General features: G+C 73.3%; 11 protein-coding genes. All 11 read left to right on the top strand.

All coding sequences use genetic code 11. The annotated features are described in order from the left end of the window. The first annotated feature begins 394 nt into the window (after window positions 1-394). The 11 genes from ACFOSY_RS17135 to ACFOSY_RS17185 all read left to right on the top strand — a co-directional run bounded on the left by ACFOSY_RS17135 (window position 395) and on the right by ACFOSY_RS17185 (window position 16,284). Entirely contained in the window at window positions 395-1,915 is a 1,521-nt protein-coding gene (locus tag ACFOSY_RS17135) for a sugar ABC transporter ATP-binding protein (RefSeq protein WP_394307674.1), read from the top strand. Next, entirely contained in the window at window positions 1,912-2,931 is a 1,020-nt protein-coding gene (locus ACFOSY_RS17140) for an ABC transporter permease (RefSeq protein ID WP_394307675.1), read from the top strand. Before ACFOSY_RS17135 ends, ACFOSY_RS17140 begins: the two co-directional genes overlap by 4 nt. Before the next feature lie 17 nt (window positions 2,932-2,948). After that, window positions 2,949-3,998 carry a substrate-binding domain-containing protein gene (locus ACFOSY_RS17145; protein WP_369159947.1) on the top strand — a complete coding sequence of 350 codons (1,050 nt, stop codon included), beginning with the start codon at window positions 2,949-2,951 and terminating at the stop codon, window positions 3,996-3,998. A gap of 79 nt (window positions 3,999-4,077) precedes the next feature. Then, the gene (locus ACFOSY_RS17150; protein WP_394307676.1) at window positions 4,078-5,286 is read left to right on the top strand and encodes a Gfo/Idh/MocA family protein; all 1,209 of its coding nucleotides are present in this window, start codon (window positions 4,078-4,080) and stop codon (window positions 5,284-5,286) included. Between the two features lie 15 nt (window positions 5,287-5,301). Next, window positions 5,302-6,300 (top strand): sugar phosphate isomerase/epimerase family protein, encoded by a 999-nt coding sequence (locus tag ACFOSY_RS17155; protein WP_031017823.1) that lies wholly within the window; start codon window positions 5,302-5,304, stop codon window positions 6,298-6,300. A gap of 286 nt (window positions 6,301-6,586) precedes the next feature. Continuing rightward, entirely contained in the window at window positions 6,587-10,300 is a 3,714-nt protein-coding gene (locus tag ACFOSY_RS17160; protein WP_394307677.1) for a ThuA domain-containing protein, read from the top strand. A 1,188-nt stretch (window positions 10,301-11,488) separates the two neighbouring features. Then, window positions 11,489-12,679 (top strand): inositol-3-phosphate synthase, encoded by a 1,191-nt coding sequence (locus ACFOSY_RS17165; RefSeq protein WP_394307678.1) that lies wholly within the window; start codon window positions 11,489-11,491, stop codon window positions 12,677-12,679. Then, window positions 12,676-13,722 (top strand): SCO3242 family prenyltransferase, encoded by a 1,047-nt coding sequence (locus tag ACFOSY_RS17170; protein WP_394307679.1) that lies wholly within the window; start codon window positions 12,676-12,678, stop codon window positions 13,720-13,722. The genes ACFOSY_RS17165 and ACFOSY_RS17170 overlap by 4 nt, the downstream gene beginning before the upstream one ends. Further along, window positions 13,719-14,666 carry a sugar phosphate isomerase/epimerase family protein gene (locus tag ACFOSY_RS17175; RefSeq protein ID WP_394307680.1) on the top strand — a complete coding sequence of 316 codons (948 nt, stop codon included), beginning with the start codon at window positions 13,719-13,721 and terminating at the stop codon, window positions 14,664-14,666. The genes ACFOSY_RS17170 and ACFOSY_RS17175 overlap by 4 nt, the downstream gene beginning before the upstream one ends. Further along, window positions 14,663-15,394 (top strand): EboA domain-containing protein, encoded by a 732-nt coding sequence (locus ACFOSY_RS17180; protein WP_394307681.1) that lies wholly within the window; start codon window positions 14,663-14,665, stop codon window positions 15,392-15,394. The genes ACFOSY_RS17175 and ACFOSY_RS17180 overlap by 4 nt, the downstream gene beginning before the upstream one ends. Further along, window positions 15,394-16,284 (top strand): TatD family hydrolase, encoded by an 891-nt coding sequence (locus ACFOSY_RS17185; RefSeq protein WP_394307682.1) that lies wholly within the window; start codon window positions 15,394-15,396, stop codon window positions 16,282-16,284. The genes ACFOSY_RS17180 and ACFOSY_RS17185 overlap by 1 nt, the downstream gene beginning before the upstream one ends. Window positions 16,285-16,286: the final 2 nt, after the last annotated feature.

Here is a 16,286-nt window from a genome sequence, read left to right on the forward strand (position 1 = left end):
ACCACCCGCCGAGCGGGGGCCACTCCGCTTCCGGCACGCACCACCGGTGTTGAACGGCCGCCAGCCGTGCCGGCATCGGGAGTTCGCCCCGCCGGGCCGGTATCAGCCCGCCCCGGAGGGGACCGCACCACCGGTGTTGAAACGGCCGCCGGCCGTATCAGCAACGGGAGTTCGACCCGCCGGGCCGGAAGCCGCCCGTCCCGGAGGGCATCCGCATCACCGTGAACGCGGGGCCCCGCCCCGTACCCCCGCCGGCGCGGGCGCCACCGGCCCCGCCGTGCGAGCCGCATCGCCCGCCCCGACACCAGCCCACCGCCGCCGCTCCGCTTCGCCCTGCCTGAAAACGCTTGCCCCGCGAGGGGCCGTCGGCCCACGCCCGCCGAGGGGAATCCGCATGGCACCAGAACCACCGCTGCTCAGCATGTCCGGCATCACCAAGTCGTTCCCGGGAGTCCGCGCCCTGGACGGCGTCGACCTCGACGTCCAGGCCGGCGAGGTGCACTGCCTGCTCGGCCAGAACGGCGCCGGGAAGTCCACCCTGATCAAGGTGCTGGCCGGCGCCCACCAGCCCGACACGGGCACGATCAGCTGGCGGGGTGACGACGTCACCCTGCGCTCGCCGATCGCCGCCATGCGCCTCGGCATCGCCACCATCTACCAGGAACTGGACCTGGTGGAGCACCTGTCGGTCGCGGAGAACGTCCACCTCGGCCACGAACCCACCGCCGCCGGCTTCGTCGTCCGCGGCCGGGCGGCCAGGACCTCCACCGCCGAGCTGCTGAAGCGCCTCGGGCACCCGGAGATCGACCCGGGCCGCCTGGTCGGCGACCTGTCCGCCGCGCACCAGCAGATCGTGTCCATGGCCCGCGCCCTCTCCCACGACGTGCGGCTCATCGTGATGGACGAGCCGTCCGCCGCCCTCGACCCGGACGAGGTCGACAACCTCTTCCGCATCGTCGGCGACCTCACCGCCGCCGGCGTCGCCGTCGTCTACATCTCCCACCGCCTGGAGGAGATCCGCCGCATCGGCGACCGCGTCACCGTGCTGAAGGACGGCCGCGCCGTGGCCCGCGGGCTGCCCGCCAAGTCGACGCCCACCAGCGAGGTGGTGTCGCTGATGACAGGCCGCAACGTCGAGTACGTCTTCCCGCCCCGCCCCGCGACCCCGCCGGCCGCCGGCGAACCGGTCCTCACCGTGGAGAACCTGTCCCGGCGCGGCGAGTTCGCCCCCCTCGACCTCCAGGTGCGCCCCGGCGAGATCGTCGGCCTCGCCGGACTCGTCGGGTCCGGGCGGTCGGAGATCCTCGAGACGATCTACGGCGCCCGCAAGCCCGACACCGGCCGCGTCCTCGTCGACGGCCGGCCGCTCAGGCCCGGCAGCGTCCGCGCGGCCGTCCGCGCCGGACTCGGCCTCGCCCCCGAGGAACGCAAGGCGCAGGCCCTGCTGATGCTGGAGTCGGTCACCCGCAACGTGTCCGTCTCCTCCATGTCCCGCTTCGCGACGGCCGGCTGGATCAACCGGGGCGCCGAACTGGGCGCGGCCCGCGCGGCCGTCCGCGAACTGTCGCTGCGGCCCGACAACCCGGACGTGCCCGTGCGCACCCTGTCCGGTGGCAACCAGCAGAAGGCGGTGCTCGCCCGCTGGCTGCTCCGCGGCTGCCGGGTGCTGCTGCTCGACGAACCCACCCGCGGCGTCGACGTCGGAGCCCGCGCCGAACTGTACGCCGTCGTACGGCGGTTGGCGGACGAAGGGCTCGCCGTGCTGCTGGTCTCCAGCGAGGTGCCCGAGGTCCTCGGCCTCGCCGACCGCGTCCTGGTGCTGCGCGAAGGCTCCGTCGTCCACACCGCGCCCGCCCGCGAACTCGACGAACACCGTGTACTCGACCTGGTCATGGAAGGAAGCCCGGCGTCATGACGCAGCCCGTCTCCCCGCCGCGGGACAGCACCGACAAGGTGCCGTCGGCCGCCGAAAAGCCCGCCTGGCGGGCCGTGTTGTTCCGCGCCGACGTGCGCACCCTGTCCCTGCTCGGCGTGCTCGCCGTACTGATCCTGATCGGCGGCATCACCAAGCCGGACGAGTTCCTGGACACCCGCAACCTCCAGCTGGTGCTCACCCAGGCCTCCGTCATCGGCGTGGTCACCGTCGGCATGACCTTCGTGATCATCTCCGGCGGCATCGACCTGTCGGTCGGCGCGATCGTCGCCCTCGCCTCGGTGTGGGCCACCACCGTCGCCACCCAGGAGTACGGCTTCGCCGGCATCCTGTTCACCGCCGTCCTGGTCGGCCTCGGCTGCGGCCTGGTCAACGGGGTGCTCATCGCGTACGGCGGGATGGTGCCGTTCATCGCCACCCTCGCCATGCTCGCCTCCGCCCGCGGCCTCGCCCTCCAGATCACCGACGGGCGGACGCAGATCGTCACCATCGACAGCGTCCTGGACCTCGGCGAGCGCGACTCCTACGTGCTGGGCATCCCCCCGCTCGTGCTGGTGTTCGCCGCGGTCACCGTCATCGGCTGGCTGCTGCTCAACCGCACCACCTTCGGCCGCCGCTCCGTCGCCGTCGGGGGCAACGCGGAGGCCGCCCGCCTGGCCGGCATCGACGTGCGCCGCCAGCGCCTCTACCTGTACCTGCTGTCCGGGCTGTGCTGCGGCATCGCCGCCTTCCTGCTGATCGTCCTGGCCGGCTCCGGCCAGAACACCAACGGCAACCTCTACGAACTCGACGCCATCGCCGCCGCGATCATCGGCGGCACCCTGCTCACCGGGGGCCGCGGCACCATCGTCGGCTCCGTCCTCGGCGTCCTGATCTTCACCACCATCACCAACATCTTCGCCCTGAACAACCTGCAGACCGACGTCCAGCAGATCGCCAAGGGCGCGATCATCGTCGCCGCCGTGCTGGTCCAGCGGCGTACCGCGAGCACGACCTGAGGGAAGGGTTCACCGCCATGCCAGAGCCGACGTTCACCAGCCGCAGAGGGCTCCTGTTCGGAGCCGCCGCCGTCTCCGCCGGCGCCCTCGTCACCGGCTGCACCAGCAACGAGCCCAGCGGCGGCGACGAGCCGGCCGCCAACAACCAGCCGGCCGCCGACGACAAGCCGGGCAAGCAGGTCACCATCGGCTTCGCCGGACCGCAGGCCGACCACGGCTGGCTCAACGCCATCAACGACAACGCCAAGAAGCGCGCGGAGAAGTACTCCGACGTCACCCTGGAGATCACCGAGGGCTCCAACGACACCGCCCAGCAGATCGGCCAGATCGAGACCCTCATCAACAAGAAGGTCGACGTCCTGGTGATCCTGCCGGCCGACGGCAAGGCCCTCACCCAGGTCGGGCTGAAGGCGATGCGCGCCGGCATCCCCGTCGTCAACCTCGACCGCATCTTCAACACCCCGCAGGCCTACCGCTGCTGGGTCGGCGGCGACAACTACGGCATGGGCCTCAACGCCGGCCACTACATCGGCGAGAAGCTCAAGGGCAAGCAGGGCGCCAAGGTCGTCGAGCTGGCAGGCCTGGACAACCTGGAGCTGACCAAGCAGCGCACCCAGGGCTTCGACGACGCGCTGAAGAACTACCCCAACATCACCAAGGTGGCCCGCCAGGCCGCCGAGTTCACCGTCGAGTCCGGCCAGGCCAAGATGGCCCAGCTGCTCCAGGCGCAGTCGCAGATCGACGCCCTGTGGAACCACGACGACGACCAGGGCGTGGGCGCGCTGCGCGCCATCGAACAGGCCGGGCGCGACGAGTTCATCATGGTCGGCGGCGCCGGCGCGCTCTCCGCGTTCGAGGCCATCAAGGCCGACAACGGGGTGCTCAAGGCGACGGTGCTGTACCCGCCGACGATGGCCGCCTCCGCGATCGACCTCGCCCGCGCCCTCGGCCAGGGCAAGGGCATCGGCGGCCTGGCCGAGTTCGAGATCCCCTCGTCGGTGACCTGCTACTCGGCCGTCGTCGACAAGGAGAACGTCGACCAGTACATGCCCACCGGCTTCCGGTGAGGAGCCCCGCCCCACGGGCCTGACCAGCCCACCGGGCGGGGACCGCCCCGCCCGCCACCACGACGAGGAGGACATCCGAATGGCACAGCCGCAAGCGTCCGAAGGGGCGGAAACGGGGAAGCCACCGCTGCGCATCGGCATGGTCGGTTACGCCTTCATGGGCGCCGCCCACTCCCAGGGCTGGCGCACCGTGGGACGTGTCTTCGAGCTGCCGCTCCGCCCCGAGATGGCCGTGATCTGCGGCCGGGACGCCGACGCCGTGCGGGCGGCGGCCGACCGGCACGGCTGGGCGGAGACCGAGACCGACTGGCGCGCCCTGGTGGAGCGCGACGACATCGACCTCGTCGACATCTGCACCCCCGGCGACAGCCACGCCGAGATCGCGCTGGCCGCGCTGGCCGCGGGCAAGCACGTGCTGTGCGAGAAGCCCCTCGCCAACACCGTCGGGGAGGCCGAGGCGATGGCTCGCGCCGCCGAGGAGGCGCGGGCCCGCGGCCAGGCGGCCATGGTCGGCTTCAACTACCGCCGGGTGCCCGCCACCGCGCTGGCCCGGCGGATGGTGGAGGAGGGCCGCATCGGCACCCTGCGGCACGTGCGGGTGGCGTACCTCCAGGACTGGCTGGTGGACCCGCAGTTCCCGCTCACCTGGCGGCTGCGCCGGGAACAGGCCGGCTCCGGCTCGCTCGGCGACCTCGGCGCGCACATCGTCGACCTCGCCCAGTACCTGGCCGGCGAGCACCTCGCGGGCGTCTCCGCGCTCACCGAGACGTTCGTCCGTGAGCGGCCGCTGCCCACCGCGCCGAGCAGCGGCCTGGCCGCCGTCTCCGCGGCCGGCACCGGACCGGTCACCGTCGACGACGCCGCCCTGTTCACCGGGCGGTTCTCCTCCGGCGCGCTGGCGTCCTTCGAGGCCACCCGGTACGCCACCGGGCGCAAGAACGCCCTGCGCATCGAACTCAACGGCGAGCGCGGCTCGCTCGCCTTCGACCTGGAGCGGCTCAACGAGCTCGAGTACCACGACGGCACGGGGGACGCCGCGCACGGCGGCTTCCGCCGCATCCTCGTCACCGAGCCCGACCACCCCTACCTGGACGCCTGGTGGCCGCCGGGCCACGGGCTCGGCTACGAGCACACCTTCACCCACCAGGCCCGCGACCTGGTGCACGCCGTCGCCGAGGGCCGCAGCCCCGAACCGTCCTTCGAGGACGGGCTCCAGGTGCAGCGCGTCCTGGCGGCGGTGGAGGAGAGCGCCGAGAAGAACGCCGTCTACACCCCGATCGCCGCCTGAGGAGGACGGATACGGATGCCGCGCAACTTCACCCTGTTCACCGGCCAGTGGGCCGACCTTCCGCTGGAGGAGGTCTGCCGGCTCGCCCGTGACTTCGGCTACGACGGCCTCGAACTGGCCTGCTGGGGCGACCACTTCGAGGTGGACAAGGCCCTCGCCGACCCCTCCTACGTGGCCGGCCGCCACCAGCTCCTCGACAAGTACGGCCTGAAATGCTGGGCGATCTCCAACCACCTGGTCGGCCAGGCCGTCTGCGACGCCATCATCGACGAACGGCACCAGGGCATCCTGCCCGCCCGCATCTGGGGCGACGGGGAGCCCGAGGGCGTACGGCAGCGGGCCGCCGCCGAGATCAAGGACACCGCGCGGGCCGCGGCCCTCCTCGGCGTCGACACCGTCATCGGGTTCACCGGCTCCGCGATCTGGCACCTGGTCGCCATGTTCCCGCCGGCCCCCGAGTCGATGATCGAGCGCGGCTACGAGGACTTCGCCGAGCGCTGGAACCCGATCCTGGACGTCTTCGACGCGGAGGGCGTGCGCTTCGCCCACGAGGTCCACCCCAGCGAGATCGCGTACGACTACTGGACCACCGTGCGCGCCCTCGACGCGGTGGACCGCCGCCCGGCGTTCGGGCTGAACTTCGACCCCTCGCACTTCGTCTGGCAGGACCTCGACCCGGTCGGGTTCCTGTGGGACTTCCGCGACCGGATCTACCACGTCGACTGCAAGGAGGCCCGCAAGCGCCTCGACGGCCGCAACGGCCGCCTCGGCTCCCACCTCCCGTGGGGCGACCCCCGGCGCGGCTGGGACTTCGTCTCCGCGGGCCACGGCGACGTGCCCTGGGAGGACGTCTTCCGCATGCTGCGCTCCATCGACTACCAGGGCCCCGTCTCCGTGGAGTGGGAGGACGCCGGCATGGACCGCCTCCAGGGCGCTCCCGAGGCCCTGAAGCGGCTCAAGGCCTTCGACTTCGAACCGCCCACCGCCTCCTTCGACGCTGCCTTCAACAGCTGACGGACCCTCCCGGCGCCAGGTCGGGGACGGGGGCCGGCGCCTTCGCCGGTCCCCGGTCCGGCCTGCCCGGAATCCGCTTTGTCCTGTGTTGGGAAAAAGTTGAACCAGCCGCGGTCCAAGGGGTGTTCCGCCAGGAAGAACGCGGTTACCGTCCCTGAGTGTTCAGCGCACTTACGCCTCCGGGGTGACGGCGCACCCCGGCGCCCGCACGCACCGCACGCACCGCACGCACCGCACGATCAAGCACCTGTTCCGTACGGCCCCATCCCGTTCCCGGAGGGACTTCGTGCACAGAAGAAGACTCAAATCCGCCCGCACCGCCAAGCGCCCCGCCTTCCGCACCACACTCGCCCTGGTCACCGGCCTGCTGCTGGCCGTGGGCACCCCGGCCACCGTCGCCGGCGCCCACCCCGGCCACCCGGAGCACGACGAACCGGCCGCCGCCGAGGGGCAGTTCCAGCAGGTGCCGCTCGCCAAGGGCGAACCCGAGATGGGCGAGCCCATGTCGCTCGCCGTCCTCCCGGACCGCAGCGTCCTGCACACCTCCCGCGACGGCACCCTGCGCCTCACCGACGCGGGCGGCACCACCAAGGTCGCCGGCCGCCTCGACGTCTACAGCCACGACGAGGAGGGCCTCCAGGGCGTCGGCGTCGACCCGGACTTCGAGAACAACCGGGCGATCTACCTCTACTACGCCCCGCCGCTCGACACGCCCGCCGGGGACGCCCCGGAGAACGGCACCGCCGAGGACTTCGCCCCGTTCGACGGCGTCAACCGCCTCTCCCGGTTCACCCTGAACCCCAACGGCACCCTCGACCTGTCCAGCGAGAAGAAGATCCTGGACGTCGCCGCCTCCCGCGGCACCTGCTGCCACGTCGGCGGCGACATCGACTTCGACGCCGAGGGCAACCTCTACCTGTCCACCGGCGACGACACCAACCCCTTCGCCTCCGACGGCTACACGCCGATCGACGAGCGGGCCGACCGCAACCCGGCCTTCGACGCCCGCCGCAGCGCCGGCAACACCAACGACCTGCGCGGCAAGATCCTGCGCATCAAGGTCAACGAGGACGGGTCGTACGACATCCCGGAGGGCAACCTCTTCCCGCCGGGCACCGAGAAGACCCGCCCCGAGATCTACGCGATGGGCTTCCGCAACCCGTTCCGCATCAGCGTCGACGAGAAGACCGGCACGGTCTACGTCGGCGACTACGGCCCCGACGCCGGCGCCGCCAGCCCGACCCGTGGCCCGGCCGGACAGGTCGAGTTCGCCAAGGTGACGAAGGCCGCCAACTTCGGCTGGCCGTTCTGCACCGGCGACAACGACGCCTACGTCGACTACGACTTCGCCACCGGCGCCTCCGGCGACAAGTTCGACTGCGCCGCGCCGAAGAACACCTCCCGGCACAACACCGGCCTGGTCGACCTGCCGCCCGCCCAGCCCGCCTGGATCCCCTACGACGACGGATCCGTGCCCGAGTTCGGCACCGGCTCCGAGTCCCCGATGGGCGGCCCGGTCTACCACTACGACCCGGAGCTCGAGTCCTCGGTGAAGTTCCCGGAGGAGTTCGACGGCGACTTCTTCGCCGGCGAGTTCGGGCGCCGCTGGATCAAGCGCATCGAGCAGAACGAGGACGGCTCGGTCGCGAAGATCAACGACTTCCCGTGGACCGGCACGCAGATCATGGACATGGACTTCGGCCCCGACGGCGCGCTCTACGTGCTCGACTACGGCCTGTCCTGGTTCCAGGGCGACGAGAACTCCGCGCTCTACCGGATCGAGAACGCCGAGGACGGCTTCTCGCCGATCGTCGGAGTCACCGCGGACCGCACGTCCGGCGCGGCCGGCCTGAAAGTCGGCTTCACGGCCACGGCGGAGGACGCCGACTCCCCGGACCTCACCTACTCCTGGGACTTCGGCGACGGCACCACGGGCGAGGGACTCACCCCCACCCACCGGTACAAGAAGGTCGGCACCTACACCGCAACCTTCACCGCGAAGGACGCCGAGGGCAACACCGGCAACGCGAGCGTGCGGATCGTCGTCGGCAACACCGAGCCCAAGGTGCGGATCGACGTCCCCGGCAACGGCAGCCTGGCCGCCTTCGGAGAGCCCGTGCCGTTCAAGGTGACCGTCACCGACCCCGAGGAGACGATCGACTGCTCCAAGGTCAAGGTCGCCTACAGCCTCGGCCACGACTCCCACGCCCACGAGCTGACCAGCGAGACGGGCTGTGAGGGCACCCTGAAGCCGCCCGCCGGCGACGGCGGTCACGACCCCAACGCCAACATCTACGGCGTGGTCGGCGCCAGTTACACCGACGGCGGCGCCAACGGGCAGGAGGCGCTGACCGGCACCGCGCGCACCGTGCTCCAGCCGCTGCACCGCCAGGCCGAGCACTTCACCGCCCAGTCCGGCGTCAACACCTTCGACAAGGCGGAGGCCAACGGCGGCAAGACGGTCGGCGACATCAACGACGGCGACTGGATCTCCTTCAGCCCCTACCGCTTCGACGGGCAGAAGAAGATGACCGTACGGGCCTCCTCCGGCGGCTCCGGCGGCTTCATCGAGCTGCGCACCGGCTCCCCCGAGGGCCCGCTGCACGGCTCGGCGTACATCCCGCCGACCGGCGGCTGGGAGACGTTCCAGGACGTCGACGTCCCGCTGCGGGCACTGCCGAAGAAGACCACCGAGATCTACCTGGTCTTCAGGGGCGGCGAGGGCGCGCTCTACGACGTGGACGACTTCGAGTTCTCCAAGGAGCCGTTCAAGCAGGGCAAGAAGGTCCTGGTCTTCTCCAAGACCGCCGGCTTCCGGCACGACTCCATCCCCGAGGGCGTCAAGGCCCTGAAGGAGCTCGGCGCCCCGGCCGGCATCTCGGTCACCGCGACCGAGGAGGCGCGGCAGTTCACCACCGCCAACCTCGCCAAGTACGACGCGGTCGCCTTCCTGTCCACCACCGGTGACGTCCTCGACGCCGACCAGCAGAAGGCGTTCGAGAACTACGTCAAGAACGGCGGCGGCTACATGGGCATCCACGCCGCCGCCGACACCGAGTACGACTGGGAGTTCTACGGCGGCCTCGTCGGCGCGTACTTCCACTCGCACCCGGCCATCCAGAAGGCCACCGTGCGGGTCGAGGACCACGACCACCCGTCCACCGCGCACCTGGACGACGCCTGGGAGCGCACCGACGAGTGGTACAACTACCGCACCAACCCGCGTGAGCAGGCCAAGGTCCTCGCCACCCTGGACGAGACCACCTACTCCGGCGGCACCATGAAGGGCGACCACCCGATCGCCTGGTGCCAGACCTACGGGGGCGGCCGGTCCTTCTACACCGGCGGCGGCCACACCAAGGAGTCGTACGCCGACGAGGCCTTCCGCGCCCACCTGCTCGGCGGCCTCCAGTACGCCACCGGCCAGGTGAAGGCGGACTGCAAGCCGGACAAGGGCTACCGGAAGATCTTCAACGGCCAGACCCTGGACGGCTGGAAGCAGGCCGGCCCCGGCAAGTTCGTCGTCAAGGACGGCGGGGTCATGGAGACCGAGGGCGGCATGGGCCTGCTCTGGTACCAGGCCAAGGAGCTGAAGTCGTACTCCCTGAAGCTCGACTGGAAGATGCAGGGCGACGACAACTCCGGTGTCTTCGTGGGCTTCCCGGCCTCCGACGACCCGTGGTCGGCGGTCGACCGGGGTTACGAGGTCCAGATCGACGCCACCGACGCGGTGGACCGCACCACCGGTGCGATCTACACGTTTAAGGCGGCCAACATCAAGGCCCGTGACCAGGTCCTGCGCCCGCCGGGGCAGTGGAACTCCTACGAGATCAAGGTCCAGGGCGAACGCCTCCAGGTGTTCCTCAACGGAGTCAAGATCAACGACTACACCAACAAGGACCCGCAGCGGAGCCTCACCGACGGCTACATCGGCCTCCAGAACCACGGGGCCGACGACCAGGTGTCCTTCCGCAACATCCAACTGAAGGAACTGCCCTAGGGGGCGTAGGCCACCTTCCCTCTAGGACACCGAGAACGGCGGCGGGCGGACGGACGCCGGACCCCCGCCCGCCGCCTCCACCCCAGGGCCTCGGCCCCGGCGCTGTCCGGGCACGGGGAAGGCCCCGTGCCCGGGGCCCGGCACCTGGTCCGGCGGGGGCCCGGCACCTCATCCGGCCGGGGTCCGGCACCCCATCCGGCCGGGGCCCGGCACCTCGTCCGGCCGGGGGCCGGCCGGGGAAGCCCGCCCCGTCCCGGGCCGGCCCCGTCCGCACCCGGGCGGGAGAAACCCCGTCCGGCCCACGGCCGGGAGGGACCCGTCCCGTCCTGGGCCGGGACAGCTCCGTCCGGCCTCCGGGCGGGAGGAACCACCTTCGCCTCTGGGCAGGAGGGGGCCCTCCCCGCCAGCGGGCCGGACACACGACCTGGTCCGGTCGTGCGTCCGGCCGGATAAGCCCGTCCCGCCTTCGGGTGGGAGAAACGCCGTCCCGCCTTCGGGTGGGAGAAACGCCGTCCCGCCTTCGGGTGGGAGAAACGCCGTCCCGCCTTCGGGTGGGAGAAACTCCGTCCCACCTTCGGGTGGGAGAAGCCCTGTCCGGCCTCGGGGCGGGAGAAGCAATCTCCTCCCGTCACCTGGCTGGACAAGACCCCCCTCCGTCCGGCCCTCGGGCCGGAGGACCCCCGTCCCGCTCCTGGGCCGGGAGCCCGGTCCGGCCTTTGGGCCGCAGGGATCCGGTCGGTTCGGCCTCCGGGGCCGGAGGTACCCCCTCCGGCCCCCGGGGTGGAACACGTACCACCTCGTCCGGCCCACCAGGCCAGGCGGATCCCGTCCCGCCCTCGGGCGGGGCAAGCTCGTCCGGCCTCCGGGCCGGGGAACCCCGTTCGGCTTCCGGGCCGGAGGTACCCCCTCCCGCTCCCGGGGGCGGAACACGCACCACCCCGCTCGGCCCTCGGGCCGGAGGTACCCCCTCCCACCCCGGGCCGGGCACGCATCACCCCGTTCGGCCTCCGGGCCGGACACACACCGCCCCGTGCGGTCCCCGGACCGGAGGAACCCCCTTCAGCCCGGGGACCGGACTCACCACCCCGTCCGGGGTCGGGCGCGCCGTCGGTCGAGAGGCCGGCGGTGCGGCCGACCGCCGGGCCGGCGCGCCGTCCGTCCGGTTCGCGTTCGACAAGGAGGCTGCCCATGTCCGCCGAACCGTCGTCCCTCCCCACCCCCACCACCCCGTCCTCCTCCGCTCCGCGCTACGGCGTCTGGCTGATCGGGGCCCGCGGGTCCGTCGCCACGACCGCCGTCGCGGGATGCGCGGCCGTCGCCGCCGGGCTGCACCCGCCGGCCGGCATGGTCACCGAGACCCCCGACTTCGCCGCGAGCGGTCTGCCCCCGCTGGCCTCGCTCGTCTTCGGCGGGCACGACACCCTCGACTGCCCGCTGCCCAAACGCGCCGAGCACCTCGCCGAGGGCGGCGTCCTCCCGCACGGCCTCCCCGCCGCCGTGCACGCCGAACTCGTCGCCGCCGACCGGGAGATCAGGCCCGGCGGGCCCACCCCCGGCGACACGGACACCGGCCCCGCCCGCACCGACGACGACTGGATCGACGTCTTCGCCGCCGACATCCGCGACTTCACCGACCGCCATCGGCTGGCCGGCACCGTCGTCGTCAACGTCGCCTCCACCGAACCCGCCCCCTCGGACGGCGCCCTGCCGCCCAGCTCCCTCTACGCGGCCGCCGCCCTCCGCGCCGGCTGCGGCTACGTCAACTTCACCCCGTCCACCGGACTGCACCACCCCGCGCTGGCAGGGCTGGCCGACTCCGCCGGCGTGCCCTACGCGGGCCGGGACGGCAAGACCGGGCAGACCCTGTTGCGGTCCGTGCTGGGCCCGATGTTCCAGCAGCGCGCCCTCGCCGTGCGCGCCTGGTCCGGCACCAACCTCCTCGGCGGCGGCGACGGCGCCGCCCTCGCCGACCCCGCCGCGGCCGCCGCGAAGAACGCCGGCAAGGAACGCGTCCTCGCCGACACCCTCGGCGCGGCGCCTGAGGGCGAGGTGCACATCGACGACGTGCCCGCGATGGGCGACTGGAAGACGGCCTGGGACCACATCGCCTTCGACGGCTTCCTCGGCTCCCGGATGATCCTCCAGACCATCTGGCAGGGCTGCGACTCCGCCCTCGCCGCGCCGCTCGTCCTCGACCTGGCCCGGCTGCTGCTCCGCGCCGGGCAGAAGGGCCTCACCGGCCCGCTGGGCGAACTCGGCTTCTACTTCAAGGACCCGGTCGGTGACGGCCCGGCCTCCCTGGGGGAGCAGTACGCGGAGCTGAAACGCTTCGCCGCACGCCTGCGCGACGACGCGGGGGACAGCGGGGCACGCCGATGACCGCCACCGCGTCCCCGCCCCTCACCCCCGCGGACCGGAACACCACACCCGCGCCCGCGCCCCCGGCCGCCGAGGGCACCCCGCCCCCCGGCGCCCCGGACCGCGCCGCCGCCTGGGCGGAACTTGTGCGCCTGCCCGCCCTGTTCACCGTCCCCGGCGACACCCTCGCCGGCCTCGCGGCGGCCGGCGGGCGGCCCGGCGCGCGCACTCTGCTCCCCATCGGCTCCTCCCTGTGCCTGTACGCGGCCGGCATGGTGCTGAACGACTGGGCCGACCGCGCCGAGGACGCCGAGGAGCGTCCCCACCGCCCCCTTCCGTCCGGTCGGATCCGCCCCGCCGCCGCGCTCACCGCCGCCTGCGGACTCACCGGCGCCGGACTGCTGCTCGCCGCCCGCGCCGGCCGCCCCGCCCTCGCGGTGGCCGCCCCGCTGGCGGCGACGGTCTGGGCGTACGACCTGGCGCTGAAGCACACGCCCGCGGGCCCGGCCGCCATGGCCGCCGCCCGGGGACTCGACCTGCTGATGGGCGCGGCGGCCGCCGGTTCCACCCGGGCCGCGGTGCCCTCCGCCGCCCTCCTCGGCTGCCACACCCTCGCCGTCACCGCCGTCTCCCGGCGCGAGACCACCGGCGGCTCGGCGGCGGCCCCGCTCGCCGCCCTCGCGGCGACCGGCGTACTGACCCGGCTGGTCACGCACCGCCGCGTCCGACTCCCGGCAGGCCGGCGGGCAGCAGCCGCCCCCGGCCTGCCGGGTTCCACCCCGGCCGGCGGCCCCCGGACCACTCCCGGCGGCGCCGTCACCGCCGCCCTGGCCGCCGCCTACGCCGCCACGGCCGCCCGGCCCTACTTCCACGCGGCCCTCAACCCCTCACCCCCGCTCACCCAGCGCGCCGTCGGCGGCGGCATCCGCGCCACCGTCCCGCTCCAGGCGGCGCTCGCCGCCCGGTCCGGGGCCACCGCCACGTCCCTGCTGATCGCGGCGCTGGCCCCGGCGGGACGGCTGTTCGCCCGCCGGCGCGCCCTGAGGAAGGTGAGCATCACATGACCGCGCACGAGCCCCCCGCGCTGCCCCTGCGCTTCGGCTACGGCACCAACGGCCTCACCGACCTCCGCCTCGACGACGCCCTCGGCCTGCTCGCCGACCTCGGCTACGACGGCGTGGGCCTGACCCTCGACCACATGCACCTCGACCCGCTCGCCCCCGACCTCGCGGCCCGCACCCGGCACGTCGCGCGCCGCCTGGACGAGCTGGGGCTCGGCGTCACCGTGGAGACCGGCGCCCGCTACGTGCTGGACCCCCGGCGCAAGCACGGCCCGTCCCTGCTCGACCCCGACCCCGACGACCGGGCGCGCCGCGTCGGTCTGCTGGTGCGGGCCGTGCGGGTCGCGGCCGACCTCGGGGCGCACGCCGTGCACTGCTTCAGCGGCACCGTCCCCGACGCCACCGACGAGGACACCGCCTGGAAACGCCTCACCGACGCCTTCGAACCGGTCCTGGACGCCGCCTCCGAAGCCGGCGTCCCGCTCGCCGTCGAACCCGAACCCGGTCACCTCCTCGCCACCCTCGCCGACTTCCACCACCTGCGCCGCGCCCTCGGCGACCCCGAGCCGCTCGGCCTCACCCTGGACATCGGCCACTGCCAGTGCCTGGAACCCCTCGCACCCGCCGACTGCGTCCGCGAGGCCGCCCCCTGGCTGCGCCACGTGCAGATCGAGGACATGCGCCGCGGCGTCCACGAGCATCTGCCGTTCGGCGACGGGGAGATCGACTTCCCGCCCGTCCTCGCGGCGCTCGCCGCCACCGGATACCGGGGCCTGACCGTCGTCGAACTGCCCCGCCACTCCCACGCCGGCCCCCGCTTCGCCGCCCACTCGCTGCCGTACCTGCGCCGCGCCGCCCGGCTCGCGGCCGAGCGCACCCCCGGCACGCCCCCCGTCCCCGCCCCCGGCGATCCCTCCGCCACCCCCGAAGGGAGCAGCACCCCATGACCCGCCCGCACGCGGCACCGGCAGGACCGGACGCCGGCACCACCGGCAGACCGCCCGCCCCCGGCGACGGCACCACCCCCGCCGTCACCCCGCCCGCCGACCTGCGCCACCACCTCACCGCCCGGCTCGACGGCGCCGCCCGCGCCTGGCTCGACCAGGCCCTGGACGAGGCCACCGCCCACCCCGGCGCCCACGGGCCCATCTCGGTGTGGGAGCTGCGCCTCGCCGAGGCGGGCCGCCGCTGCGGACCCGAACACGCCGACGCCGCCCGCGTCCTCATCCTGCACGCGGCCACCGCCGACGCCGAGGCCCTGACCCGCGTCTACCGGCAGGGCACCGCCGACGAACGCCGCGCCGTCCTGCACGCCCTGCCCCACCTGGTGCCCGGGCCCGAGGCGCTCCCGCTCGTCGAGGACGCCCTGCGCACCAACGACACCCGGCTGGTCGCCGCCGCCCTCGGCCCCTACGGCGCCCGCCACCTCGACGCCCACGCCTGGCGGCACGCCGTACTGAAATGCCTGTTCACCGGCGTCCCCGTCGCCCTGGTCGCGGACCTCGCCGGGCGCGCCCGCGGCGACGCCGAACTCGCCCGCATGCTCGGCGACTACGCCGCCGAACGCACCGCCGCCGGCCGCACCGTCCCGGAGGACCTGCACCGCGTCCTGGCCCTGACCGAAGCCGCGCCCGCCGCGGACGGCCCGGACGCCCCCCACGGCAAGGAGTCCTGATGCGCATCTTCGACCCCCACATCCACATGACGTCGCGCACCACCGACGACTACGAGGCCATGTACGCCGCGGGCGTCCGCGCCGTCGTCGAACCCTCCTTCTGGCTCGGCCAGCCCCGCACCTCCCCGGCCTCCTTCTACGACTACTTCGACTCCCTCCTCGGCTGGGAACCCTTCCGCGCCGCCCAGTACGGCATCGCCCACCACTGCACCCTCGCCCTCAACCCCAAGGAGGCGGGCGACCCGCGCTGCGCCCCCGTCCTCGACGAGCTGCCCCGCTATCTCATGAAGGACAACGTCGTCGCCGTCGGCGAGATCGGCTACGACTCCATGACCCCCGCCGAGGACACCGCGCTCGCCGCCCAGCTCCAGATGGCCGCCGACCACGGGCTGCCCGCGCTGGTGCACACCCCGCACCGCGACAAGCTCGCCGGACTGCGCCGCACCCTCGACGTGGTCCGCGAGTCCGCGCTGCCGGTGGAGCGGGTGCTGGTCGACCACCTCAACGAGACCACCGTCAAGGAGGCCAAGGACAGCGGCGCCTGGCTCGGCTTCTCCGTCTATCCCGACACCAAGATGGACGAGGAACGGATGGTCGCCATCCTGCGCGCCTACGGCCCCGAGCAGGTGCTGGTGAACTCCGCCGCCGACTGGGGGAGGAGCGACCCGCTGAAGACCCGTAAGGTCGCCGACCTGATGCTCGCCGAGGGCTTCACCGAGGACGACGTCGACCGCGTGCTGTGGCGCAACCCCGTCGCCTTCTACGGCCTCAGCGGACGCCTCGACCTCGACGTGGCCGCTCCCGGGGCCACCCACGAGGGCAACTCCATCCTGCGCGGGCAGCCCAGAGACGCACCGGCACCGGACACCGCCGACGCCGCGGGGGCGTGAGC

It is taken from the genome of Streptomyces lusitanus (genome assembly GCF_042647945.1).
GTDB lineage: Bacteria > Actinomycetota > Actinomycetes > Streptomycetales > Streptomycetaceae > Streptomyces > Streptomyces pseudogriseolus.